Here is a 22,548-nt window from a genome sequence, read left to right as displayed (position 1 = left end):
GCCCATGGACGTTTTCTACCAGAAGCTCCGCGAGATCCTGGAGTGCGAGGACGTCCGCCGGGAGTCCGACATCGGCGACTTCGAGAACTGGGATTCCCTCGGGGTCCTCACCATCCTGGCGATGATCGATTCCGTCTACAAGGTTCCCGTCTCCTCCGAGGAGTTCCTCAAGGTGCGCAAGGTCGGGGACCTCGAGGACCTGCTTCGGGCGAAGCTGGGCAGGTGATGGACGCCCCGGCCTGCACCCTGGTCACGGGCGCCTCCTCAGGGATCGGGCGCGGCGTGGCCCTGGCGCTGGCCGAAGACCGCAGGCTGATCCTGCACGGGCGGGACCGGGAGCGTCTCGAAGCGGTGCGTAGCGCCTGCCCGGGGCGGGACCACCTGGTGTGGACTGCCGATTTCGCGCGGGCAGAGACCCTCGCGGAGGACCTGCGCGGCTTCCTTCAGGCCTCCGGCACCCGCGTCTCCGCGCTGGTCCACTGCGCGGGGGAGGTCAGCGTGAGGCCCACCCGGCTCGACGCCTACGAAGACAGTCTGCGCGCCATGAACGTGAACTTTCTTTCCGCCGCCGAAATCATCCGGGTCCTGCTCCAGGCTGCGCCCAACGGGAAGGCGCTCCGCGACATCCTGCTGATCTCAAGCATCTACAGCCGCCTGGGCGCCAAGGGCCAGGGCATCTATTGCGCCACCAAGGGCGCTGCCGACGCCTATGTGAGAGCCCTGGCCGCCGAGCTCTCGCCCCGTGTGCGGGTGAATTCCCTGTTGCCGGGAGCCGTCCTCACTCCGATGACCGAAGCGCTGCCGGCGGCCTACCTCGACCGGTGCCGGGAGGCGCACCCCCTGGGCCTGGGGGAGGTGGCCGACGTGGCCAGCTACGTGAAGTTCCTCCTTTCGGACGGGGCGCGGTGGGTCACGGGACAGAACATTGTCGTCGACGGGGGCTTCAGCGCCTGCAAGGGACTCTAGGAGGTTGGGATGGCCAGCGACTGCAGACTGTTCCGCGCCGGCTCGGGGGAGTGGGTCACCCGGGCCTCCCTCGCCGAAGGGCTGCGCCAGATCGGCGCCTGCGGCCACCAGATCCTCTATGTCCACACGGACATCTCCTTCGGCCAGCCCAACTCCGACCTCGGCCGCGATGGCCTCCTGGGCGCGCTCCTGGAGACCCTCCTGGACCTGGGCGCGGGCACCCTCCTGGTTCCCACCTTCACTTTCAGCTTCTGCAACGGCGAGGACTTCGATGTCCGCCATTCCCGCTCCCACATGGGTGCGCTGAACGAATACATCCGCAAGCGGCCGGAAGCCCGGCGCTCCGTGGACCCGCTCATGTCCACCGCGCTGCTCGGAGCCAGGCCCTACCTCGTCACCGACGTGGGCCGGAACTCCGTGGGGGAGGGCTGCACCTTCGACCTTCTCCATCGCGAGCGGGATGCGCACTTCCTCTTCCTCGGCGTGCGCCCTTCCAAGTGCTTCACATTCTCCCATTTCGTGGAGGAGCGGCTCCAAGTGCCCTACCGCTACCCGCGCCCGTTCACCGGGCTCATCACCGAAGCCTCGGGCCGCGCCTACGAGGACACCTACACCCTGTACGTGCGCCACCAGGACGTCGTCCCCGCCTCCAACGGCGCCTTCGAGGCCGAAGCCGTGGCCACCGGCCTGATGCTTCAGGCGCCCTGTGGGGACGGCTTCCTGTCCGCCATGGACGAGAAGGCGGCGTACGACCTCTATGCGGCCCGGATCCAGGGGGACATCAACTACATGCTCGAGCGGCCCTACCCCGAGCAGCTGGTTGAAACGTTCCACGCGGACCACATGATCGCTCTCTGAAGGCCCCCCCATGTTCGTCGAGAAGATCGCCATCGATTCGCAGGCCCTGGGGCGGACCGTCCTGGAGTTGCGGGACCCCTCACCCCACGCGGATTTCCCGTCCTTCGAAGCCGCCTACCGGACCCAGCACGACCCCCGCTACTGCGTCTGCAAGGTGCCCATCGAGGACCTGGAAGGCATCCATCACTTGGAGGAAATGGGGTTCCGGTTCCTGGAGCTGCAGCTCAAGCTGGTGGGCCGGCCCCGGGAACGGGACACGTCGGCCTTCCCCTTTGAATTCTCCCCGGTGGCCGGCGAGGCGGAGCTGGCGGAGGTCCTGGCGATCGCCGGATCCACGTTCGTCGCCGACCGGTTCAGCGTGGATCCCATCCTCAGCGTCAGCGATCCGGGGGTCTCCGGGCGCCGATACCACCTGTACGTGGAGAAGTCTTACCGCATGGCGGACGAGCGGCTCTTCAAGCTCGTCAACCGGGAGTCCGGCCGGATCGTGGGGTTCAATACCCACAAGTACCTGGGAGCGGACGAGGTGCTCATGTTCGTCGGTGGCGTGCTCCCCGCCCTCAAGACGACTGGACTGGGGGCGATCACCGACTTCTTCCTGATAAATGAACTGAAGCAGCGAGGGGTCCGGAAGTTCTACACCCATGTCTCGGCGAGAAATTATCCGGTCATGAACCTGGAAATCGCCGGTCTGGGCTTCAAAGTCTTGCAGAACTTTGCAATACTTAGGAAAATTTACCCCTGATCCCTCCTTGGAAACCCGACGCCCCCCCCCTCTGGACGCCTTGCGTCATCCCGGGTGACGCGGGACGGCACACAGCGACCCGATCCCAGAGCGAAAGATTACTTTTTCCCAACCTTCCCGCTTTGCTCAACTGATAATATGCTATAGGCCGCCTCACCCCAACCTCCCCCCCCTCCCTAATGGCACTGGAATTGCTTGCATTAGGGTCCATCTCACGAAGGAGATCTTATGAAGAGACAGTCCGGCTTCACCCTCATCGAATTGCTCCTGGTGCTTGCCATCATCGGCATCATCAGCGCGATCGCCATCCCCGCCCTGCTCAGCCAGCGCGCCCGCGCCCGCGACAAGACGGCCATCTCCAACATGGAAGGGCGTGTCGGCGACCTCATCGGCCAGTACGACAAGTACAAGGAGATGGGCCTGACCTCCACGCAGATCACCACCAGCCTCGGCAAGTACCTGGCCCAGACCGGCGGTTCCGACAAGAACCCCTGGAACGGCTCCCTGCAGGCCTTCGACTCGGCCGTGAACGCCGCCGGTGGTCTTGGCACCACGCAGTCCGCCGCCATCTCCAACATCAAGGCCCTCGCCACCGTCCAGGGCCAGGCCAAATTCGCGATCCAGTACCCCAACGGGACCACCCCCGGCTGGCTCGGCGGCGCCGTCCTGATCAATGGTGTCGTGGCCAATTCCAACCACGTCGCCAAGGTTTCCGCCATCGAGTAATGGGCAGGGAGCTAAATTGAAAGGAGGAGCTTTCCGGCTCCTCCTTTTTTTTCGGAGAATCGCATGGGCCACAAACTTGGACGGTGGGCCGCGCCGCTGGCGGCGGGGCTCGTGGCTCTGCTGGCGCTCGCGATCGCCATGGCGGTGCGCATGCGGAGCGCTGAAGCCGGGTTGACCTCGGTGATGACCTCCGGGTTCAGCCTTCCTCCCGTCAAGCACTTCGCTTTCCGGTTCGTGACCCGGTTGCTGCTGCCCTTCTACCTGGGGGCCGCCCTCCTGCTGTGGGGCTCCACCCTGGTCCTGGCCAACGCCTTCCAGTCTGGCTGGTCCAAGACCTGGCGCCCGCTCGAGGGCTTCCTGTTCACGCTTTCGGCCCTGGTCTGGGTGCATCTCATCCTCTGGTGGCAGGTGCCCTCGACCCTCTGGCTCATCCCCGGCATGCGCCTCCTGCCGTTCTGGGTCGACTACCCGCTGCTCCTTGCGGCCTCCCTGGCCTACCCCGTCCTCTGGATACGGAAGCACGGCCTGGGCTGGCTCAAAGGAACCGCGTTGACAGCGTGCCTCCTGCTGGCCTGGTCCCTCCTCCCCTGGGCCCCAGAGCGGCTGCCCCGCTTGCTCACCACGAGCCTGGGCGGCACCGACAAGACCCAGGTCCTGCTCATCGGCCTGGACGGGTTGCGCGAAGACGTCGGCCAGGCCGCCACCACGGACTGGAAGGGGACGTCCTACACCAACGCTTACACGGTGATACCTGCCACCCGGCTCCTCTGGCACATCCTCTGGGGCGGCGATCCCCTCTTCTACACCATCGGCCACGCGCCCCCCACCCGGGAGGAGCTCATGGGCCAGCAGCCCCTGCCGGTAATTGACCAGGCATTCAAGAAGGCTTGGCGGCCCCGGTTCTACATCGATGATGGCGGGACCATCGGCCTCACCGGCAAGGTGGCGAGCTTCGACGACGTTGTGATGCCGGCTCCCGGGTGGGAGAACTTCGTCAACTCGAACCTGAGCTCGGCCTTCCCACTTTTCGCCGACTGGGAGAACTGGGGCCGCGCCTTCCCCACCACCAATCCCTGGGCCCCCCTGGACGGCGGCCTGAAAGAGGCCATCCGGCTGGGCCGGGGCGCCAAACTCGTGATGTTCCATTCCTGCCTCGCCCACCAGCCCATCTTCCTCAACCGGGAGGAACTGGCTGAGCTGCCCAGGTGGTGGACCATGGTCCCCCGGAACCTGGAGCCCTACCTGGCCCGCCAGCAGGTCACGGTGGCGCGCGCGGCCAATTACGACCTCCGCCGGGACCCCTTCACGGCCTACCGGATCCGCATGCGGAGCGTGCTCCGGGCCTGGTCCGGCATCTGGAACAACCTGGACCGGGACCCCGACTACGGGGGCGCCACGAAGGTCCTCTTCTCGGACCACGGGGAGCGGTTCTACCACGTGACCGAGACCATCCGCCTGGGAGGGGTCCACGGGTACGACATCGATCCCTGGGAGGCGCGGATCATGCTCAAGGTGGACGGCCCGGAATTCAAGGCGGCCCCCGGCGCGCCGCCGGTGGCCTCGACCGTCAGCGTCCTGTCCATCCGGGACGCCCTGGGCGAGGCCATCGCCAAGGACCGGCCCCTGTCCCGCCGGACCCTGGAGACCAGCTACCCCACGGCGCCCCTGCGGTACCAGACCCTGGGCCGGGACCTGTTCACCTCCGACCAGATCGGCCTGTACCGGGAGATGACGGTGGAGCGCCTCGCCATGCAGACCGCGGTGGCCCCGGACGGCATCTGGTTCGTGAACACGGATTCCACCGCAAAGGAACGGGCGGAGGAAGTGACCGTGGCCTTCGCCCGTGGCAGCGACCTGGAAGTGATCAAGCCCCTGAAGGCCGGCGGCGCCAACAAGCTCTTCTACCAGGGCTACCAGCTGAAGGCCGTGGACACGGTGCCGGAGGCGGACTACACGGCGGCCAAGGAGAAGGTCATGAAGATCCTCGCGCCCCCGGCGCCATGACCCTGCCCGCCCGTTCCTGAAGTGCCTGCAGGCGGCGGCAGGCTTCGCCGTTGCCCGGTTGCAGCACCAGGACCCGCTGGAACCAGGCCCGGGCCTGGGGGGCGTCCCCGGACGCATCCAGCGAAATGGCCAGGTTCAGGGCGAAAGCCGGGCTGGAGGGATTGAGCTGGGCGGCGGCCTTGAAGTAGGGAACCGCCTCCGCGTCCCGCCCCAGGGTTCGCAGAAGGAGGCCCAGGCGCATTCGCGCGTCCTGGGACTTGTCCAGCTGGCGGAACGTGTCGGGATCGTCCCGCAGCCGGACCGGCTCCAGGGCGAGGATGCCCAGACAGTACGGGATCGCCTCCTCCAGCCGCCCCATGGACAGGAGAAGGTAGGTGATGTCATCCATGGCCTGATGGTCCTGGGGATGGACCTCGATCCAGCGCCGGAAGCCGGCCAGGGCCTCCTCGTTCTGCCCCGACCAGGCCAGGGCGCGGGCGAGGTTGATCTGGGCCATGCGGACGCCCGGGTCCATGGCCACGGCCGCGCGGTATTCCACGATGGCCTCCTGCGCCCTGCCCCGGGAAAATAGGGCCTGCCCCAGGTTGTTGCGGGCGACCATGTTGTCGGCGGCGACCGCGCGTTCGTGGCGGAACAGGGTGAGGCTGTCGTGCCAGTGGGCGGCCTGGACCCGGGCCTGGCTCATCAACAGGACCGTTGCGAGCGACCCCAAGCCCCACGTGATCCAGGGCCGGACCCGTAGTCCGGCCGCCAGGTCCCGGCCGCCCCAGGCGATGGCCAGGAAAGGTCCCAGGAGGGGGATGTACGTGTAGCGGTCCGCCATGCTCTGGGAGCCCACCTGGATCAGCCCGATGACCGGCAGGAGGGAAACCAGGTACCACAGCCATCCCGCCAGCAGGTAGGGCCGGCTGCGCCTCTCCCGGAAGGCCAGGATGGACAATGCCAGGAGGGCTGCCCCGGCAAGGAGGCTGTTCCAGATCCGGATGTCGGCCGCGATGATCGGGTAGAGCGGCGCCAGATCGTAGGGCCAGACCATTTTCCGGAGGTACTTGGCATAGGCGAGCAGGGCGTTGCCGACCCGGTAGCCCAGGGGCAGCCGGGCCATGGTGATCACGGCCCCGCCGCTGTGCTGGACGAGAAAGGTCACCAGCGAAGAGACGGCCGCCAGCCCGAACAGCGGGAGCTTCTCCAGGACCAGATCCTTCCAGGGAGCGGCCCTGCGCAGGGGCCAGCGATCCAGTATCAGCAGGAGCACGGGCAGCGTGACCAGCATGGGCTTGGCCATGAGCCCCAGGACGTAGCAGGCCAGGACCGCAGGCCGGAACCGCCGGTCCGAGCAGCTCCGGTGGTAGGCCGCGAGGGTGAGGAGCAGGAAGAACATGCTTAGCACGTCCTTGCGCTCGGCCACCCAGGCCACGCTCTCCACGTGCAGCGGGTGCGCCGCGAAGAGGGCCGCCACGAAGGCGCTGGGCCCGAGATCCCCGGTCATGGCCTTCAGGAGGAGAAAGAGCATCACCGCGTTGGCGGCGTGGAAGACCGCGCTGGTCACGTGGTGCATGCCCGGGTCCGGCCCGAACAGCGAGAAATCGGCCATGTGGGAAAGCCAGGTCAGGGGATGCCAGTTGGCCGCCGCCCCGGAGGTCAGGGCCCAGCCCAGATTGGCCCAGGTCAGTCCCTTTGCCGTGTGGAGATTCCCGGCCACGTACAGGGGATCGTCGAAGTTCAGGAACTCGAAGCCCCGCACCTGTCCGAAGATCACCCAGACCACAGCCAGGAGGGCAAGGGCCACGCCCGGGACCGCCAGCCTGGAGGCGCCGCTTCTCATGCGGGCGTGCGTCCGGCCCGGAAGCGCGGCGACCGGAACAGGCCCAGGCGGGCCATCCGGTAGTGGAGGGCGGTGGCAAGACAGCCGAAGCCGTAGCGCACGCTGCGCCGGAAGTTGATGGACGAGGCTTCGGCGAAGTAGCTGGCCGGGCAGGTGACTTCGGCGATGGTGAACCCGTGCCAGAGCACCTGGGCCAGCATCTGGTTGTCGAAGACGAAGTCGTCGCTGTCGGGGGCCAGGTCGATGGTCTCCAGTACCTGGCGGGAGAAGGCCCGGTAGCCTGTGTGGTATTCCGACAGCTTGGCCCCCATCATCAGGTTGCCGAACATGGTGAGGAAGCGGTTGGCCAGGTACTTCCACCCGGGCATGCCCTGGGCCATGGCACGTCCGCCCAGGATTCGGGAACCCAGGACGCAGGGGTAGAGGCCGTTGGCGATAAGCGAAGCCATGGCGGGAAGGAGCTTGGGGGTGTACTGGTAGTCCGGGTGGATCATCACCACCACATCCGCACCGGCCTCCAGAGCCAGCCTGTAGCAGGTCTTCTGGTTGCCCCCGTAGCCCACGTTCCGTTCGTGCACGTGCACCAGCGTGTTCGGCAGGCTCCGGGCCAGGGTGGCGGTCCCGTCCTGGCTGCAGTCGTCCACCAGGATCACCAGGTCCACGATCCCCTGGTCCATGACCTCCTGATGCGTCCTCAGGAGGGTGCGTTCCGCATTGTAGGCGGGCATTACGACGACGAGCTTCTTGTCCTTGATCATCGGTCCTTCCGGGAGCCAGGGTGGGTCCTTCCCAGCATAGCCGGGACATGCAAGGTCCGCGCCCCTACCCTGGCCGGTTCAGCTCGAGGGATCCACCTGCTCCCAGGTCACGCCGAAATGGGCGAGGATCCCCTGCCGCTCCTGGCGCTCCTGGTCGGCGATGCTCGCGTAGGGACGCAGGAAGACGACCCTGCGCACCCCGCGGCGTACCAGGGCCCGGGTGCAGGTCAGGCACGGCTCGTCGGTCACGTAGGCCGTGTGCACGGGGCCGTCGCAGAATCCCAGGGCGTTCTCCTCGGCATGGCTGGTATGGAGGCAGCGCGTTCCCGGTCCGCAGGTGTCCGGCGTGCAGTGGGGCATGCCGGGAAGGGCGCCATTGTAGCCGCCCGAGGCCAGGCCGCCGTCGGCCCTGAGCAGGACGCAGCCGACCTTCAGCCGGCAGCAGGTCCCCAGGCGGCTCAGCTCCAGCGCCATGCGGAGGAAGACGTCGTCCTTGAGTTCGGATCGGCTCATCGGCAGACTCCTAGCGGCCTGGCACCACTTCAATGTCTATCTGATGCACGGGGCCGTCGCCGCGTTCCTGCCAGAGGATATGGGCCCCCAGGGCCCGGGCAAGCTGGTTGACGCCCTCGCGGGTCTCGGGCTGCAGGGCGTTCTTGAGCTCGGAATGCAGGGTTAGCCGGAGCTGGGCGCCCCGCAGGCGCTCCCCCTGGCGGGCCATCTCCCGGTAGACGCCCAGCACCACGGTCTCCGCGCTCTGCCTGCGGCCCGAGCCCTCGCAGTGGGGGCAGGCGCTGGTGAGGAGCCGCTCCAGGCTGGGGCCGGTGCGCTTGCGGGTCATCTCCACCAGCCCGAAATCGCTGATCTCCACGGCCCGGGCGTGGTTCCGGTCCCGCTCCAGCTCCTCCTGCATGCGCTTCATGACGGCCTCGCGGTGGGCGGGGTCCATCATGTCGATGAAGTCGATGACCACGATGCCGCCCAGGTTGCGCAGGCGCAGCTGGCGCACGATCTCGGGGATGGCCTCCATGTTCGTGAGGAAGACCGTCTCCTCCAGGTCCTTCTTGCCCACGAACTTGCCCGTGTTCACGTCGACGCTTACGAGGGCCTCGGTCTGGTTGATGACGATGCTGCCGCCGTGCCGGAGGAAGACCTTGGGCTGGCGCGCGGCGTCGATCTCCTTCTCGATGGCGAAGGCCTCGAAGATGGGCAGGTCGGAGGTGAAGTGCTTGATGCGGCCCACCCACTCCGGGTGCAGCCGGCTCACGAAGTCCACCACTTCGCGGTAGGTGTCGTCCCGGTCCACCCAGAAGCTGGCCACCTCCTCCCGGAAGAGGTCCCGGAGGACCTTCTGGAGCAGGCGGAAGTCCTTCCACACCAGGCTGGGGGCCTGGAGGTGCTGGCAGCTGGCCTGGAGGTCGGTCCACAGCTCGCGCAGGTAGGCCACGTCGCTGACGAGGTCTTCGTCCTTTTCGCCGATGGCCGCGGTGCGCACGATGAAGCCCTCGCCGGGCAGCGCGTGGCCCTTGATGAGGGCCCGTAGCCGCTCCCTTTCGGCGGGGTTGGTGATCTTGCGCGAGATGCCCACGTGCTCGATGCCCGGCATCAGCACCAGGAACCGGCCCGGGAAGCTGATGTGGCGGGAGAGGCGGGGCCCCTTGCTGCCGATGGGATCCTTCACCACCTGGACGAGGATCTCCTCGCCCTCCTTCACGGGGGGCAGGGTCACGGGCAGAGCGGGAAACTCCAGGACCCCCTCGCCCCCCTCCTCCTCCTCGACCACCTCCTCCGAAGGCAGGCGGTGGGTCTCGGGCTCGTCCAGGTAAAGGAACCCGTCCTTGGCGCCCCCGATGGCCACGAACGCACTCTGCATGCCCTGCAGGAGCTTGGCCACCCTCCCCTTGTACACGTCCCCCACCTGGCTGACCTGGGTGGTTCTCTCGATGAACAATTCGCAGAGCTGGCCGTTTTCCAGTAGGGCAATGCGCATCTCCAGCGGGGTCGCATTGACCACGAGGGACCGTCGGACTTCCATGGCTTACACCTCTCAAGAATTCGGCGGAAACGCCTCGCGCGGTTCCCCAGTTGCTCCTGGTCCTGCCTGGCCAGGGGCTGACACTCTTTTAGCAAGTCTAAGGAATAATGGGAAGCTCGATTAGAAAAATACGCGTCCCGGGGTGCCGGAGGCGTCCTCATTCGCGGGCGCCGAGGGATCGTGCGACCTGGATCTCCCGGGCGGCCTCCTGGACCCGGCCGGCAAGTCCAAGCTCCCTGCCGAACTCCAGGTGCGCGGCGGACGAAGCGGGAGCCAGGGCCACGCAGCGACGGAACTGTTCGAGGGCATCCTGCCGTCGGCCTGCTTCCCGTAGGGCCAGGCCGAGATTGAGGAGCAGGCCCGGCTCCTGGGGATCGGCCTGGACCGCCGCCTGGAGTTCGGCACAGGCCTCCTCTGGCCTGGCCAACTGGCGCAGGATCAGGCCCAGCATCCGCCTCGCTTCCCGGGTTCCCACCTTCTGGGCCCTGGCGTCGGGTTCCTGCTCCAGGCGCCGGGGTTCCAGTGCGATGTAGGCCCGGAGGGGCGCGATCGCCTCCCCGTAGCGTCCCTGTCGCATCAGGATCGGGCCCAGGCGCAGGATGGCCCGGTAGTTTTCCGGTTCAAGGCTCCAGACGGCGCCGAAGGCCTGCCGCGCCTCATCTTCCCGCCCCAGCCCCAGCAGGGCCTCCCCCATCCAGTACCAGGCCAGGCCATGGCCCGGGACCAGGGCCACGGTCTCCCGGAATTCCCGCACGGCCTCCTCCCTGGCCCCGTCCCGGTACCAGCCTAGGCCCAGGCAGAGGTGGGCGACCGCGTTGTTCCCCACCACGGCCAGATCCCGGGTGAAGAGCGTCCGGTCATCCTTCCAGTAGCCGGCCTCCACCCAGCTCCTGGCCATCCCGGCCGCGGCCAGGAGGCCCAGCAGCGCGGCCGCCAGGCCCCGCGGCACCCGCCACCGTCGGAGCACATCGGACCCGAGCCAGGACAGGGCCGCGAAAACGCCCACCAGGGGCAGGTAGGTGTACCGGTCCGCGATGCTCTGGGCGCCCACCGGCAAGAAACCTGCGACCGGAACCAGGGCGACGAGGAACCAGGCCCAGCCCGCGAGCAGGTAGGGCCGCTCCCAGGCCTGGCGAAGGGCGGCCCAGGTGAGGACCACCAGCGCCGCCAGGGAGACCGCAGCCAGCCACGCCAGCCTCCCCGGGGGAAGCGCGGGGTAGAAGGCGGCCAGATCCATGGGCAGGAGCGTCATGCCCAGGTATCGGCCATAGGACGCAAGGGCGTTGAGAAGGTTGTGCCCGAAGGGCGACTCCGTGGAGGTTACGCGGCTCCCGGCCTGGGAGACCACCGTGATGACGCAGACCGCCGCAGCCATGAGCAGGAACGGTCCTTTCTCCCAGACCAGGCGGGCCATGGATCGTCCCCACGGCCTGCAGGTCCGCCCCAGCGGCCAATGATCCAGGCAGATCATCAGGATCGGGAGACTCACCAGCATGGGTTTGGCCATAAGCCCCAGGGCATAGAGGAGAAGCGTGCCGGCCAGCCACACCCGGGACCTGGAGCGCGTGTACCGGACGTAGGCCATGAGGGTCAGCAGGGCGAAGAACATGCTCAGGACGTCCTTCCGCTCCGCGATCCAGGCCACGCTCTCCACGTGGAGGGGGTGGATGGCGAAGAGCATCGCGGTCGCAAGGCTCGGCCAGAAGGCCTTCGTGGTGTCCTCCAGCAGGAGCAGGAGCAGCATGGCGTTGAGTCCATGCAGGACGACGCTGGTCAGGTGATGCCATCCCGGCGCGGCACCGAACAGGGCCACATCGGCCATGTGGGAGAGCCAGGTAACGGGGTGCCAGTTGGCGTAATGGGCCTCCGTGAAGGCCCACCGGAGGTTGTCCCAGGTGAGCCCGTGGAGGACGTGGGCGTTGAGGACATACTGCGGATCGTCGTAGGACAGGAAGCCGGCCCCAAGGAGGCGGCCGAAGGTCGCGAGAACCACAAGCAGGAGGAAGGCGCAGGCCAACCCGTTCCGCCTGGGTCCCGGGCCGGCCTCCACTCAGGCGCTCGTGTGGCCGGCGAACGCCAGGCGATCCGGGGTCCGTTCCCGGTCCACGGTCTCAAGGATGCGGTTGTGCGCGTCCACGAAGACCACCCTGGGTTTCCGGGCGGCGGCCTCCTCCTCCGTCATCCAGCCGTAGGCGGCCAGGATGACCAGGTCACCGGCCCTCACATGGTGCGCGGCAGCGCCGTTGATGCCGACCTCGCCGGACCCCTCCGTTCCAGGGATCACATAGGTGCTGATCCGGGAACCGTTGGTGACGTCGTAGATGTCGATCTTCTCGTTCTCCAGGAACCCGGCGGCCCGGATCAGGACCGGATCGAGGGTGATTGAGCCGACATAGTCGAGATCGGCCCGGGTTACTACGCAGCGGTGGATCTTCCCGAGCATGAAATTCCTGAGCATGGCTTCCTCCGGTCCAGGCCCGAAAAGGGGGTCCCGGCCAGCTATGAATAATGGGGCCCTCAGGGCTTTCCGTCCAGCGTTGAACCGCCAACCGCTACGTTTCCCAGCCGCTCCAGGCCGGATCGGGCCTCGGCGTTGCCGGGATCGGCCGCCAGGACGCCTCGATAGGCCTCCCAGGCTTCCGGCCAGCGTCCCGCCCGCTCCAGAGCGGCCCCGTCCGCAAGGCCGAAGTTGACCCGGGCCGTCCGGTTTCCGGGATCGGCCAGCAGGACCGCCTCGAAATGGCCACGGGCCTCCTGGGGCCGGTGAAGGCCCGCCAGCAGCAGGCCGGCGATCATGTGGGCATCTTCGACCATCCCCGAAGCCGGGTCCACTCCAGCCAGGCCCAGGAATTCCTGGAACCTCGCGAGGGCCTCCTCCCGTCGCCCAAGGGCCGCCAGGGCGCGGCCAAGGCGGTAGAGGGCCTCGCCTCCCGGGCGGAGCCGGTGGGCCTCGCGGAAGGAAGCCAGGGCCTCCTCGCGGCGCCCGGCGCTCCACTGGGCCTTGCCCAGCCCCGCGTACGCCTGGGCATCGCCCGGCGACATCGCCAGAGCCCGCCCGTACTCCCGGACTGCATTTTCGGCATCCCCTTCCAGCAAATAGCCCAGGCCAAGGTTCTTTCGCACAAGCGCACCGTCATTGCCCGAGTCCACCGCATGCCGGAAGAGCGCGACGCTGCTCCGCCACGTGGACGCCTGGGCCCAGGCCAGGCAGGAGAGGACGGCCACCACCGCCGTGGAGGCCGCCATCATCACGCGCGGCCGGGTCCGGGCCACCTCCTCCCCGGCCCAGGCCGCCATGCAGAACGGGCCGACCAGGGGGAGGTAGGTGTAGCGGTCGGCCATGGCCTGGATCCCAACCTGGACCAGTCCGATGACCGGCAGGAGGGTGATCAGGAACCAGGCCCAGCCCATCCAAAGGTAGGGCCGCGCCACGCGCGCCCGGAAAGCCGTGGCCGTCACCGCACCCAGGGCGGAAAGAGCCAGGGCGCCCTTCACCGCCAGCCCACCCAGGGGCGGAAAGGGATGGAAGGCGGCGAGACCGGAGGGCCACACCATCATCCGGAGGTACCCCACCCCGGCGAGTCCCGCATTGGCCAGCCTCACCGGCAGCGGATGGGCCTGGAGGCTGGACAGGCTTCCTCCGGCCCGCTGCGCCACCACGGTGATGGCCGCCATGCACCCCGCCGCCAGGAAGAAGGGCCATTTCTCCCTAATCCGGTCAGCCCACGGCGTGACCGTGCCGCCCCTGCGCAGGGGCCAGGCGTCGAGCAGGAGCATCAGGACGGGCAGGGTCACCAGCATCGACTTGGACATCAGGCTCAGAAGGAAAGCCCCGAAGCTCACCTTGAGCCATGGTCCGCCGGGTTGCTTGCCATGCCGCACATAGGCAAGCAAGGCAAGCATACCGAAAAAGGTGGAGAGGACGTCCTTCCGCTCCGATACCCAGGCCACGCTCTCCACATGGAGGGGATGGATTGCGAACAGGCAAGCTACCAGAAAGCTGGGCCGGGCCTCCGCGGTCATGCCCTCCAGGAGCCAGAACAGCAGGACCGTGTTCGCGGCATGGATCCCGGCGCTCACCAGATGGTGGGCCCCGGCGTTCCGCCCGAAAAGGGTCACGTCCGCCATGTGGGAGAGCCAGGTGAGGGGATGCCAGTTGCCCCCGGTCCCGGTGCCGAAGGCCCACCCGAGCCCGCTCCAGGACAGGCCCCCCAGGACCTTGGGGTTGTCCGTGACGTACAAAGGATCGTCGAAGTTCACGAAGCCGAAGTGGCGGACCTGCCAGTAGACCGCCATGACCAGGAAGACCAGGGCGACCGGACCGAGCCAAGAGGATCTCGGCCAGGTCCGCTCCATCAGGCTTCCAGGTGGCTGATGAACTGCATCGGCTCGCCCGACGGCGTGAGGAGCACGTTGTCGATGAGCCGCGTGCCCCCGACGACCACCGCCGCGCAAAGCGCCGCGGGCCGGAGGACCATGCCCGCGATGGGATCGAGGCTGGAGGGGTCCACCACCTGGCAGTACTGGATCTCGCCCGCGCCCTCCATGCCCTTGCGGGCCAGGGCGGCCAGCGCCGCGGCGTCCCGCTGGCCCCCGTCGAAGGCGGCGGCCGCGGCGAACAGGCCCCGGCTGATGCCCAGGGCCCGGGCCCGCTCGGCCTCGGTGAGGTAGGCGTTGCGGGAGCTGAGCGCGAGCCCGTCGGCTTCCCGCACCGTGGGGGCCACGAGGATGTCCACGGGCAGGTTCAGGTCCTTGACCACCCTCCGGATGATGGCGGTCTGCTGCAGGTCCTTCTGGCCGAAGAAGGCCAGGTCGGGCTGGACCATGTTGAAGAGCTTGGCCACCACCGTGGCCACCCCCCGGAAGTGCCCGGGGCGGAACTCGCCGCACAGGGCATCGGCGATGGGGCCCACGGAGATGGAGGTGCAGAAGCCCGTGGGGTAGACCTCGGCGGCCTCGGGCATGAAGAGGATCGCCACGCCCAGGCGCAGGCAGAGGTTCTGGTCCCGCTCAAGGTCCCGGGGGTACCGGGACAGGTCCTCGCCGGGGCCGAACTGGGTGGGATTGACGAAGACCGAGACCACCGTGGCGTCGCACCGGGCGGTGCTCTGCTTGATGAGCGACGCGTGCCCCTCGTGGAGGTAGCCCATGGTCGGCACGAAGCCGATGCTCTTGTGGCTTTCGCGGAGCGCCTTGAGGGCGACCTTCAGTTCGGAGATGGTGCGGATGATGCGCATGGCTGAAACCTAGCGAGTGGGCTTCCAGGCCCTGACCTGATCCCGTGCGGGTTCTGGAAGCATATAGGACTCTTGGGGTCCTGGGAACCTTCCGGCACGCACATCCTCGCCCCAATGGACCATGGCCTCCGTCAACTTCTCGAAACCATTCATGTATGTCCTGACGAATTTTGCTGAAGGCGTTGGTAGGAGGCCGAGAATATCATGGAATACGAGTACCTGACCGGAACAGCCCGGGCCGGCGCCGATTCCGATCGTTGGAATTGACAACTCCTGGGTGATCCGTTCTGCCAGTTCGGCCGGTATGCCCTCCAGCACCACGCTGAAGCAGCCGGCGTCCTGGATCCGCAGGGCGTCCTCCAGCAGCTCGACGGCCGCCGACGCTTCCCGCCCCTGCACCTTGAAGCCGCCCATGGCGTTCAGGCTCTGGGGGGTGAGTCCCAGGTGGCCCATGACCGGGATCTCCGCCTCCACCAGGGCCCGGATGACCGGCACCCGGCGGGCCCCGCCCTCCACCTTGACCCCCTGGGCCCCGGACCGGATGAAGCCGCCGGCGTTGCGCAGGGTGTCCTCTGCGCCCAGGTGGAAGCTCAGGTAGGGCATGTCCACCACCAGCAGCGCCCGGGGCCTGGAGCGGACCACGGCCTCCAGGTGGTGGGCCATCATGGCCATGGTGACCGGCAGGGTGTTCTCGAAGCCCAGGCAGACATTCCCCACGCTGTCGCCCACCAGCACCACGTCCACCCCGGAGGCGTCGGCGATGCGCGCGGTCACGGCGTCGTAGGCGGTGGTCATGACGATCCGGTCCCCCCCGTCCCGCATGCGCTGCAGGTCTGGGACGGTCACGGAACGGCTGGAGGCGGGGGCATGGCTCATGGGTTCACTCTGGGGTTCGGCACCGGGGGCAGGTTGGCCTGGGTGGGGCTCCAGTCTGCCAGATGATCGGATCTGGGAGGCAGGGTGAAGCGCATCCCCGTGGCCTCCAACGCCTGGCGGAAGGCGTGGAGGTCGGGCCGGGCCAGGAAGCTCTCCTCGTATGGGGAGGGGAGCCGGGACCACAGCTCCTGCAGGCTGGGCAGGGCGTCCTGGATGCGGGACCTGGCGCCCAGCCGCTCCCCCCGGGCCAGGAGCAGTTCCGAGCTGCGGGTCTCGGCCTCCAGCACCTGCGCGTGGAACTTCAGCTCCCGGGCAAGGGCCACCACCTCGCCCCAGGCCAGCAGGGCCTCCGAGATCACCGCCTCCCCCGTGCCCGACCGTGACAGCAGCAGCGCATGGGCCCGGTGCCACTCCAGCTCCAGCCAGCGCGAGCCGGTGCCCTCGACCGGACCCTTGAGCCGCTCCAGGTGGACCCAGGCCGATTCGGGAGCCAGGGGGCCCGCCTCCAGGGTCTCAGCCTGGATGTAGCGCAGCCGGGACAGGCGCTCCCGCCAGACGTAGCCCGCCTCGCCGAGGCGGTTGGCGGCCTCCAGGTACAGGCGCCGGGCGTCGCGCCAGGATTCCCTGAACGCGGCGATCTCTCCGCCCAGGAACACCGCCTCCCCCAGTTCCAGGGCCGTGGCCGCCTCCAGGGGGCCCTCCGAGGCCTTGACGAGCAGGAACTCCGCCTGGACGAAGTCGCCCAGGGCCGCCAGCGTCCGCGCCTTCCACGCCAGGGCCCGCGCGGCCAGGGGCCGGTCGCCCATGGCCTGGTACCGGCGCAGGGCGCTGTCGATGTGGGCCAGGGACGGCCCCAGCAGCTGCTGGCAGCTGCGCAGCATGCCCAGGTCCAGGTGGCAGGCCGCCTTAAGCCCGGCGTCGTCCAGGGACCGGGCGAGGCCCAGCGCATCGTTGAAGTACTGCCAGGCGGCCTCCATCTGGCCGAGGCCCAGGTGCGCCTGGCCCAGGGCCTCGGCGACGCCCGCGAGCCTCCTGTGGTCCCCCTCGTGCTCCAGGAAGCGCTTGCCCGCGCCCAGGGAGGCCACGGCGTGCTGGAACTGCGCCCGGTGCCCCTGGACCCGGCCCAGCTCCAGGAGCAGCGCCACATGGTCCTTGTGCCCGGCGCCCGCGCCCTTCTGGGCCAGGAGCGAGAGCCCCTCCTCCATGGCGCGCACCGCCTTGGTGCCCGCGCCCTGGGCCACGTGGAGCCGTCCCAGGGCCAGGCGGAGCCGGGGCTGTTCGGCATGGAAGGGATGGTCCGCAAGGCACGCCGCGGCCATGCGGATGGATTGGTGCGCGTCCCGGAACCTCCGCAGGCGTATCTCCAGGAAGGCCTTCTTGCGATGCAGCCTTGCGGCCTGCTCCTCCTCGTCGGCGCCCGGGCCGGGCTCGCCCAGGGCGCGGATGGCCCGGTCCAGGGCCTCCCAGGCCAGCTCGTACGGCGAGCGCTCCCCGGCGGACTCCCAGGCCACGTGCTCGCCCCCGGGGCCCAGGGTCCACGCGTCGGAGAGGAACTCCCAGAGCCTGGCCTGCTCGCGCGGGTCCGGCCCCAGGTCCAGGGCCTCGTTCACCACCTCCTGGGCCTCCAGGGGGCCCGGCAGTTCCCGCTCCACGGCCGCGAGCACCTGGGCCAGGGCCGTGCCGCGGTCCTGGGCGCAGGCCTGGAGCCGCACCGCGAGCACGGGCCTGCGTCCCTCCTCCTCCATGGCCCGGAGCAGGGCGCGGGCCAGCCTCGGCAGGTCCCCTGCGTGGCCCAGGACCAGATCCCGCACCTGCGGGCCCGGGATGCGGTAGCGCCCCTCCGCCAGCAGGGCCAGGCGCGCGCCCACCAGCGTCCCCAGCGGCTCCTCCGCGGTGTCGGCGTCCAGGCCCAGGGCCCTGACGAGGGTGGCCTGGTCCAGGGGCGCGTCGGCCAGGGCCAGGGTGCGGACCGCGGCCAGAGCCTCGGGCCCCAGCCGCTCCAGCCGGCCCGCAAGGATGGCCTGCTTGCGGCCCTCCTGGGTGTCCAGCGCCGGGGCCTCCCCCCCGGGGCAGGTCCAGCAGCCGCCTGCCCACACCAGGCGCCTCTGCAGGATGGCCATTTCGAGGATGCCCTGCAGCAGTCCCGGGTTGCCCAGGCAGGCCTGGCAGGCCTCCGCCACGAAAGCCGCGGGAAGGGCGTGGGGCCCCAGGAGGTCGCCCAGGATTTCCGGGAGCCGCGCATCCTCCAGGCGGTCCAGGAAGACGGTGGCGGCGGTGTCCTGGTTGCGCATGGACTCCAGGTAGGACTTCAGCCCCTGGCAGCTGCCCGCGCCCCGGAAGGAAAGGAGCCAGGGCATCCTCGAATGCCCCACCAGGCCCCGGAGCAGGTCCAGGATCTCCGGCGTGACCAGTTCCAGGCCCCTCACCTGGATGAGCCTCGGGTGGTTCGCGTGGGCGTAGTCCAGGGCCCCCACGGCGGCCTCCACCTCCTCCACGTCCAGCTTCCTTTCCGCGAAGCCCGGCCTGCGCCCCCCGCGCAGGAAGGCGAAGGTGGCCAGGCGGCGGGAGAGGGCCTTGGCCAGGGCAGGCTCCGCGGCGTAGAGGTCGGCCTCGAGGCCGGCGATGGCCTCCTGCAGGAGGCGCCCCAGGAATCCGCCGGCCCTTTCCCCGGGCAGCAGCTCGGTGGTGCACACCCAGATGCCCTCGGATTCCGCCGCGGCCGCGGTCCAGTCGCAGAGCCGGTCCTGGCCCAGGCCCTCCTCGCCCTGCAGAAGGAGGACGCGCTCCATGGGCACGCTGGAACCCAGGCCGAACATCAGCGACTTGGTGTAGGTGAGCTCCTGCGAACGCCCCCGGATGGGGCAGCCCGAGGCCTCCACCAGCTCGGGCGGCTGCTCCCAGATGCGCGGGTTCCCGACCCTGCGGGCAGGCACGTCGGGGAGGGCCACCAGCCCGTCGTGCCCCCAGGGCGCCGTGCCCAGCACCCGGGGCACCAGGATGCGCCCCGGCTTCACGCCGATGACCTCGGGTGCCAGCAGGCGCGGGAAGCGGGACCGCCCCATGGCCTCGCGAACCGTTTGGACGAGGCTCTCCCGGCCCGCTTCGTCCTCATCGCCCCAGAGCCGGAGGAAAGGGACCCCGTCCAGCCCCTGGAGGAACCAAGCCGCCTTGTCGTCGAAGCCCAGATGGCAGACCGGCGGATCCGCCGGTTCCCCGAGGCTGAAGCGCTCCAGGAACCCGGCCTTGATGCTGTCCAGGCCCTTGGGGCCGGGCAGCGGTTCCCAGAGCTGGAGCAGGTTGCGGGGACCGTCCCCGTCCCGCCGCACGACCCACCACGTGCAGCCCTGGCTCCCTTCGGGCACGGGCAGCTCCTGGACCGCCTTGTACCAGCGTCCGTCAAGCCTCCAGCCCCGGCTCACCGGGACCTGCCGCGCAAGGTTGGGGTGGGGAGGGCCATGGGCGGATTCTACCCCGGGCCGGGTGCAAACACGATGGCGGCATCGTGTTTGGACCCGCGCCAGACGCGGCGTTGCGGGCCATTTTTCCTTTGACGGATATGCGAGTGATACGCAGAATCAAATTCATTGCGTGTCACAAGAATGGTTTCAATGTGGCATTAAGTTCCTATAGTTGTGGTACCGAAACCTGGTCATTGCGGAGCGTGCTAGATGGCACAAAGCGTTGAACTTACCAAAAACTGGGACAGCCGGCTGGCCGCGTGGGCGGACGAGGAGCACAGCGCCTCCAGGCGCTTCCTCATCAGCGCCGCCGTCTGGGTCCTGGTGGGAACCCTGTTCGGCCTTGTCGCCGCATCGGAATACTACTGGCCCGACCTCGTGCACAACCTGCCGCAGCTCCAGTTCGGGCGCCTGCGCCCCACCCACGTGAACGTCGTCGCCTTCGGCTTCATATCCATGGCCAACGTCGGCGCCATCTTCTACGTCATCCCCGAACTGTGCCGCACGAGGCTCTACAGCGAGCGCTGGGGCAACGTCCTCATGGTGGCCTGGAACGCCGTCATCGTCGCGGGGATCCTCTGCCTCACCAACGGCATCACCGAGGGCCGCGAATACGCCGAGCTCCCCTGGTTCCTGGACATCGCCATGATGGGCGCCCTCATCCTCTACATCGTCCTCGTGTGGGGCACGGTCCTCAACCGCAAGGAGAAGCAGCTCTACGTGTCCATCTGGTACATCGCCGGCACCACCCTCTGGTTCCCCGTGGTCTACCTCATCGGCAACCGGGTGTTCTTCGCCGTGCCCGGCATCGGCGACGCCATCGCGAACTGGTTCTACGGCCACAACATCCTGGGCCTCTGGTTCACCACCAACGGCATCGGCCTGCTGTACTACTTCCTGCCCAAGATCACCCGGAACCCGCTCTACTCCCATCTCCTGTCCATCGTGGGCTTCAGCACCATCGCCATGTTCTACACCCCCACGGGCACCCACCACCTGCTCCAGAGCCCGGTGCCGGAGTGGCTCAAGGCCGTGGCCGTCATCTCCTCCGTGATGCTGCTTGTGCCGGTCATGAGCGTGCTGGTGAACTTCTTCCTGACCATGAAGGGGAAATGGTCGATGATGGCCACCCACCTGCCCCTGCGGTTCTTCATCACCGCCCTGGGCTTCTACCTGCTGACCTGCTTCACGGGCCCCTTCCAGGCCACCCGGTGGATCAACTGGTACCTCCACTTCACCCACTGGGTGGTGGGCCACGCCCATTTCGCCCTGCTGGGCACCTTCGGGTTCGTGGGCTGGGGCGCCATCTACTACGTCGCGCCACGGGTCTCGGGCCGGCAGTGGTACTCGAGGCGCCTGGCCAACGCGCACTACTGGCTCTCGCTCATCGGCACCATCCTCATGATCGTGGCGCTCACCGTGGGCGGCCTCATCCAGGCCTCGGCCTGGGAGGAGGGCATCCCCGTCTACCGGGGCGTGATCATGGTGGCCCCCTTCATGCTGATGCGGGCCTTCTCCGGGCTGCTCATCGTGCTGGGCCAGGTGCTGTTCCTCTACAACGTGGTCAAGACCCTGGTGTTCGCCGAAGCCTCGGTGGAGGGCCCCCTGGAGGAGCCCGCCACCCTCGCGCCCGCCACCGCCACCGCCCGCGTGCAGAGCTAGGAGTCCATACATGACCACGCAGCGAGCCAACTACCTCTACCCGGCCCTCGGGCTCACCCTCATCATGGCCTCCATCATCTTCGTTGTGGTCCTGGTGCCCCGGTGGACCTTCAAGCCCCCCGAACCCAGGGACCTGCGCGACTACACCGCCCAGGAGCAGCGGGGCCGGGAGATCTACAAGCGCGAGGGGTGCTGGTACTGCCACTCCATGGTGAGCCGCCCCCAGGACTGGGACCACGGCCGCCGCTCCAAGTCCTCCGACTACTACTACGACGCCTACCACCTCCTGGGGTCCGAGCGCACCGGTCCCGACCTGGCCAACATCGGCGGGAAGTTCCCGGACCAGTACCACATGCTCCACCACAAGAACCCCCGGTACGTGAAGCCGGGCTCCATCATGCCCCGCTACGACTACCTCTCCGAGCAGGAGCTCACGGACCTCACGGCCTTCCTGCAGAGCCTGGGCCCCAACGGCACCCGCGCCCTGGACGTGAAGGACGGCAAGGCGAAGTACGAGGCCACGGGCGAGACGAAGTGGGCCAAGGTGCGCGACTACACCTGGGAGGGCGGCGACCTGAACGGCGTCACCGAGAAGGTGGCCATGTGGAAGCTGGACGTGGCCCAGCAGCGGGCCCTCAACGAGGAGCTCTACGGCGAGCACTCGGAAGTGCCCTTCAAGTACACCGCCGAGATCGAGGAGCTGATGTACGGCTCCAGCCACGAGGCCGCCAACGCCAAGGGCGCCCTCCAGGGCCTGGCCACCCCCGCCTTCCCGAACAAGGAGGCCCTGGACGAGGCCCGCAACCTGGACCCCGAGGCCCGGGCCTGGGTGGAGAACAGCTTCAAGGAGGGCCAGATCTCGGACAAGAACCGCCTCCTGGCCAACTACGGCAAGGGCCTGTTCAACAACCAGTGCTCCCCCTGCCACGGCGTGGCCGGCAACGGCAAGGGCCAGGCCGCCTTCACCATGACCAAGCGGCCCGCCAACTTCGACGAGGACAAGTTCGCCACCTACACCACGGACGCCTGGTACTGGCGCATCAGCCGCGGCGTGCCCGGCACCCAGATGCCCCGGTGGGAGTACACCCTGGACGCCAACCAGCGGCTCACCCTCACCGCCTTCCTCAAGTACGTCGCCCAGAACAAGGGCCTGGGCAAGCTGCAGGGCAACGAGAGCGACTACGAGAAGGCTCCCGTCCATGCCGCCCCGGCCAAGTGAGGTGCCCATGACCAACGAACCCGGCAAGGACAACCAGGAAGACGAGGACCTCATGGAGGAGGTGTCCGGCACCAAGGTCGGCCACGGCAAGGCCCCCTTCGCCCTCGTGATCATGTACCTCGTCATCCTCATCTGGGCCGTGCTGGCCTGGATCCGGCCCAGCGGCACCTAGGAGCGGT

Annotated in this window: 19 protein-coding genes; 9 read left to right on the top strand and 10 right to left on the bottom strand. The window is 68.4% G+C overall.

What is annotated here, in order from left to right; all coding sequences use genetic code 11:
* The first annotated feature begins 4 nt into the window (after positions 1 to 4).
* The 6 genes from ACZ5MC_RS01485 (at position 5) to ACZ5MC_RS01460 (ending at position 5,299) form a co-directional block, all read left to right on the top strand.
* Positions 5 to 226 carry a phosphopantetheine-binding protein gene (locus tag ACZ5MC_RS01485; RefSeq protein WP_306598484.1) on the top strand — a complete coding sequence of 74 codons (222 nt, stop codon included), beginning with the start codon at positions 5 to 7 and terminating at the stop codon, positions 224 to 226.
* On the top strand, positions 226 to 966 hold the full coding sequence (locus ACZ5MC_RS01480; protein ID WP_464516888.1) for an SDR family NAD(P)-dependent oxidoreductase: 741 nt from the start codon (positions 226 to 228) through the stop codon (positions 964 to 966). Before ACZ5MC_RS01485 ends, ACZ5MC_RS01480 begins: the two co-directional genes overlap by 1 nt.
* 9 nt (positions 967 to 975) lie before the next feature.
* Positions 976 to 1,824, top strand: a complete 849-nt coding sequence (locus ACZ5MC_RS01475) for an AAC(3) family N-acetyltransferase (protein WP_464516887.1) — start codon at positions 976 to 978, stop codon at positions 1,822 to 1,824.
* 10 nt (positions 1,825 to 1,834) lie between these two features.
* Positions 1,835 to 2,569: a GNAT family protein gene (locus ACZ5MC_RS01470; protein WP_306598481.1), complete on the top strand. Its 735-nt coding sequence runs from the start codon at positions 1,835 to 1,837 to the stop codon at positions 2,567 to 2,569.
* Positions 2,570 to 2,797: 228 nt separating this feature from the next.
* Positions 2,798 to 3,295, top strand: coding sequence for a type II secretion system protein (locus tag ACZ5MC_RS01465; protein ID WP_306598480.1), 498 nt, complete (start codon positions 2,798 to 2,800; stop codon positions 3,293 to 3,295).
* A 63-nt stretch (positions 3,296 to 3,358) separates the two neighbouring features.
* On the top strand, positions 3,359 to 5,299 hold the full coding sequence (locus tag ACZ5MC_RS01460) for a hypothetical protein (protein ID WP_306598479.1): 1,941 nt from the start codon (positions 3,359 to 3,361) through the stop codon (positions 5,297 to 5,299).
* On the opposite strand, the gene ACZ5MC_RS01455 is transcribed toward ACZ5MC_RS01460, so the two are convergent.
* The 10 genes from ACZ5MC_RS01455 to ACZ5MC_RS01410 all read right to left on the bottom strand — a co-directional run bounded on the left by ACZ5MC_RS01455 (position 5,268) and on the right by ACZ5MC_RS01410 (position 19,392).
* Complete coding sequence (locus ACZ5MC_RS01455; protein ID WP_464516886.1) at positions 5,268 to 7,124, bottom strand: tetratricopeptide repeat protein; 1,857 nt, start codon at positions 7,122 to 7,124, stop codon at positions 5,268 to 5,270. The two genes, ACZ5MC_RS01460 and ACZ5MC_RS01455, sit on opposite strands and share 32 nt — an antisense overlap.
* A complete protein-coding gene (locus ACZ5MC_RS01450; RefSeq protein WP_306598477.1) occupies positions 7,121 to 7,882 on the bottom strand; it encodes a glycosyltransferase family 2 protein in 762 nt (253 codons plus the stop codon). The genes ACZ5MC_RS01455 and ACZ5MC_RS01450 overlap by 4 nt, the downstream gene beginning before the upstream one ends.
* 78 nt (positions 7,883 to 7,960) lie before the next feature.
* A complete protein-coding gene (locus ACZ5MC_RS01445) occupies positions 7,961 to 8,395 on the bottom strand; it encodes a deoxycytidylate deaminase (protein ID WP_306598476.1) in 435 nt (144 codons plus the stop codon).
* Between the two features lie 10 nt (positions 8,396 to 8,405).
* Positions 8,406 to 9,917, bottom strand: a complete 1,512-nt coding sequence (locus ACZ5MC_RS01440; RefSeq protein WP_306598475.1) for an Rne/Rng family ribonuclease — start codon at positions 9,915 to 9,917, stop codon at positions 8,406 to 8,408.
* Positions 9,918 to 10,074: 157 nt separating this feature from the next.
* Entirely contained in the window at positions 10,075 to 11,934 is a 1,860-nt protein-coding gene (locus tag ACZ5MC_RS01435) for a tetratricopeptide repeat protein (protein WP_306598474.1), read from the bottom strand.
* A 33-nt stretch (positions 11,935 to 11,967) separates the two neighbouring features.
* Positions 11,968 to 12,375: an aspartate 1-decarboxylase gene (gene panD / locus ACZ5MC_RS01430; RefSeq protein ID WP_306598473.1), complete on the bottom strand. Its 408-nt coding sequence runs from the start codon at positions 12,373 to 12,375 to the stop codon at positions 11,968 to 11,970.
* A 59-nt stretch (positions 12,376 to 12,434) separates the two neighbouring features.
* On the bottom strand, positions 12,435 to 14,273 hold the full coding sequence (locus ACZ5MC_RS01425; RefSeq protein ID WP_306598472.1) for a tetratricopeptide repeat protein: 1,839 nt from the start codon (positions 14,271 to 14,273) through the stop codon (positions 12,435 to 12,437).
* Positions 14,273 to 15,154, bottom strand: coding sequence for a pantoate--beta-alanine ligase (gene panC / locus ACZ5MC_RS01420; RefSeq protein ID WP_306598471.1), 882 nt, complete (start codon positions 15,152 to 15,154; stop codon positions 14,273 to 14,275). Before panC ends, ACZ5MC_RS01425 begins: the two co-directional genes overlap by 1 nt.
* A gap of 9 nt (positions 15,155 to 15,163) precedes the next feature.
* Positions 15,164 to 16,030, bottom strand: a complete 867-nt coding sequence (gene panB / locus ACZ5MC_RS01415) for a 3-methyl-2-oxobutanoate hydroxymethyltransferase (RefSeq protein WP_464516885.1) — start codon at positions 16,028 to 16,030, stop codon at positions 15,164 to 15,166.
* Positions 16,027 to 19,392 (bottom strand): ATP-binding protein, encoded by a 3,366-nt coding sequence (locus tag ACZ5MC_RS01410; protein WP_464516884.1) that lies wholly within the window; start codon positions 19,390 to 19,392, stop codon positions 16,027 to 16,029. The genes panB and ACZ5MC_RS01410 overlap by 4 nt, the downstream gene beginning before the upstream one ends.
* 306 nt (positions 19,393 to 19,698) lie before the next feature.
* On the opposite strand from ACZ5MC_RS01410, the gene ACZ5MC_RS01405 reads away from it, so the two are divergent.
* From ACZ5MC_RS01405 to ACZ5MC_RS01395, 3 genes are read left to right on the top strand one after another with little or no spacing between them, the layout of a single operon-like run.
* Positions 19,699 to 21,150: a cbb3-type cytochrome c oxidase subunit I gene (locus tag ACZ5MC_RS01405; protein ID WP_306598468.1), complete on the top strand. Its 1,452-nt coding sequence runs from the start codon at positions 19,699 to 19,701 to the stop codon at positions 21,148 to 21,150.
* 10 nt (positions 21,151 to 21,160) lie between these two features.
* Positions 21,161 to 22,369, top strand: coding sequence for a cbb3-type cytochrome c oxidase subunit II (locus tag ACZ5MC_RS01400; protein ID WP_306598467.1), 1,209 nt, complete (start codon positions 21,161 to 21,163; stop codon positions 22,367 to 22,369).
* Positions 22,370 to 22,376: 7 nt separating this feature from the next.
* Entirely contained in the window at positions 22,377 to 22,541 is a 165-nt protein-coding gene (locus tag ACZ5MC_RS01395) for a hypothetical protein (RefSeq protein WP_306598466.1), read from the top strand.
* The last annotated feature ends 7 nt before the right edge of the window (positions 22,542 to 22,548 follow it).

This window comes from Mesoterricola sp. JemC181 (assembly GCF_055384585.1).
Note: the sequence above shows the minus strand (reverse complement) of the source record. Positions and strands in the feature narration are given on the sequence as shown.

What these genes read in the sequence shown, in the direction of transcription:
- panB (WP_464516885.1), bottom strand. Translation starts at nt 16,030, where the DNA reads ATGAGCCATGCCCCCGCCTCCAGCCGTTCCGTGACCGTCCCAGACCTG.
- ACZ5MC_RS01485 (WP_306598484.1), top strand. Translation starts at nt 5, where the DNA reads ATGGACGTTTTCTACCAGAAGCTCCGCGAGATCCTGGAGTGCGAGGAC.
- ACZ5MC_RS01475 (WP_464516887.1), top strand. Translation starts at nt 976, where the DNA reads ATGGCCAGCGACTGCAGACTGTTCCGCGCCGGCTCGGGGGAGTGGGTC.
- ACZ5MC_RS01425 (WP_306598472.1), bottom strand. Translation starts at nt 14,273, where the DNA reads ATGGAGCGGACCTGGCCGAGATCCTCTTGGCTCGGTCCGGTCGCCCTG.
- ACZ5MC_RS01405 (WP_306598468.1), top strand. Translation starts at nt 19,699, where the DNA reads ATGGCACAAAGCGTTGAACTTACCAAAAACTGGGACAGCCGGCTGGCC.
- ACZ5MC_RS01470 (WP_306598481.1), top strand. Translation starts at nt 1,835, where the DNA reads ATGTTCGTCGAGAAGATCGCCATCGATTCGCAGGCCCTGGGGCGGACC.
- ACZ5MC_RS01445 (WP_306598476.1), bottom strand. Translation starts at nt 8,395, where the DNA reads ATGAGCCGATCCGAACTCAAGGACGACGTCTTCCTCCGCATGGCGCTG.
- ACZ5MC_RS01455 (WP_464516886.1), bottom strand. Translation starts at nt 7,124, where the DNA reads ATGAGAAGCGGCGCCTCCAGGCTGGCGGTCCCGGGCGTGGCCCTTGCC.
- ACZ5MC_RS01460 (WP_306598479.1), top strand. Translation starts at nt 3,359, where the DNA reads ATGGGCCACAAACTTGGACGGTGGGCCGCGCCGCTGGCGGCGGGGCTC.
- ACZ5MC_RS01440 (WP_306598475.1), bottom strand. Translation starts at nt 9,917, where the DNA reads ATGGAAGTCCGACGGTCCCTCGTGGTCAATGCGACCCCGCTGGAGATG.
- ACZ5MC_RS01400 (WP_306598467.1), top strand. Translation starts at nt 21,161, where the DNA reads ATGACCACGCAGCGAGCCAACTACCTCTACCCGGCCCTCGGGCTCACC.
- ACZ5MC_RS01450 (WP_306598477.1), bottom strand. Translation starts at nt 7,882, where the DNA reads ATGATCAAGGACAAGAAGCTCGTCGTCGTAATGCCCGCCTACAATGCG.
- ACZ5MC_RS01480 (WP_464516888.1), top strand. Translation starts at nt 226, where the DNA reads ATGGACGCCCCGGCCTGCACCCTGGTCACGGGCGCCTCCTCAGGGATC.
- panC (WP_306598471.1), bottom strand. Translation starts at nt 15,154, where the DNA reads ATGCGCATCATCCGCACCATCTCCGAACTGAAGGTCGCCCTCAAGGCG.
- panD (WP_306598473.1), bottom strand. Translation starts at nt 12,375, where the DNA reads ATGCTCAGGAATTTCATGCTCGGGAAGATCCACCGCTGCGTAGTAACC.
- ACZ5MC_RS01395 (WP_306598466.1), top strand. Translation starts at nt 22,377, where the DNA reads ATGACCAACGAACCCGGCAAGGACAACCAGGAAGACGAGGACCTCATG.
- ACZ5MC_RS01465 (WP_306598480.1), top strand. Translation starts at nt 2,798, where the DNA reads ATGAAGAGACAGTCCGGCTTCACCCTCATCGAATTGCTCCTGGTGCTT.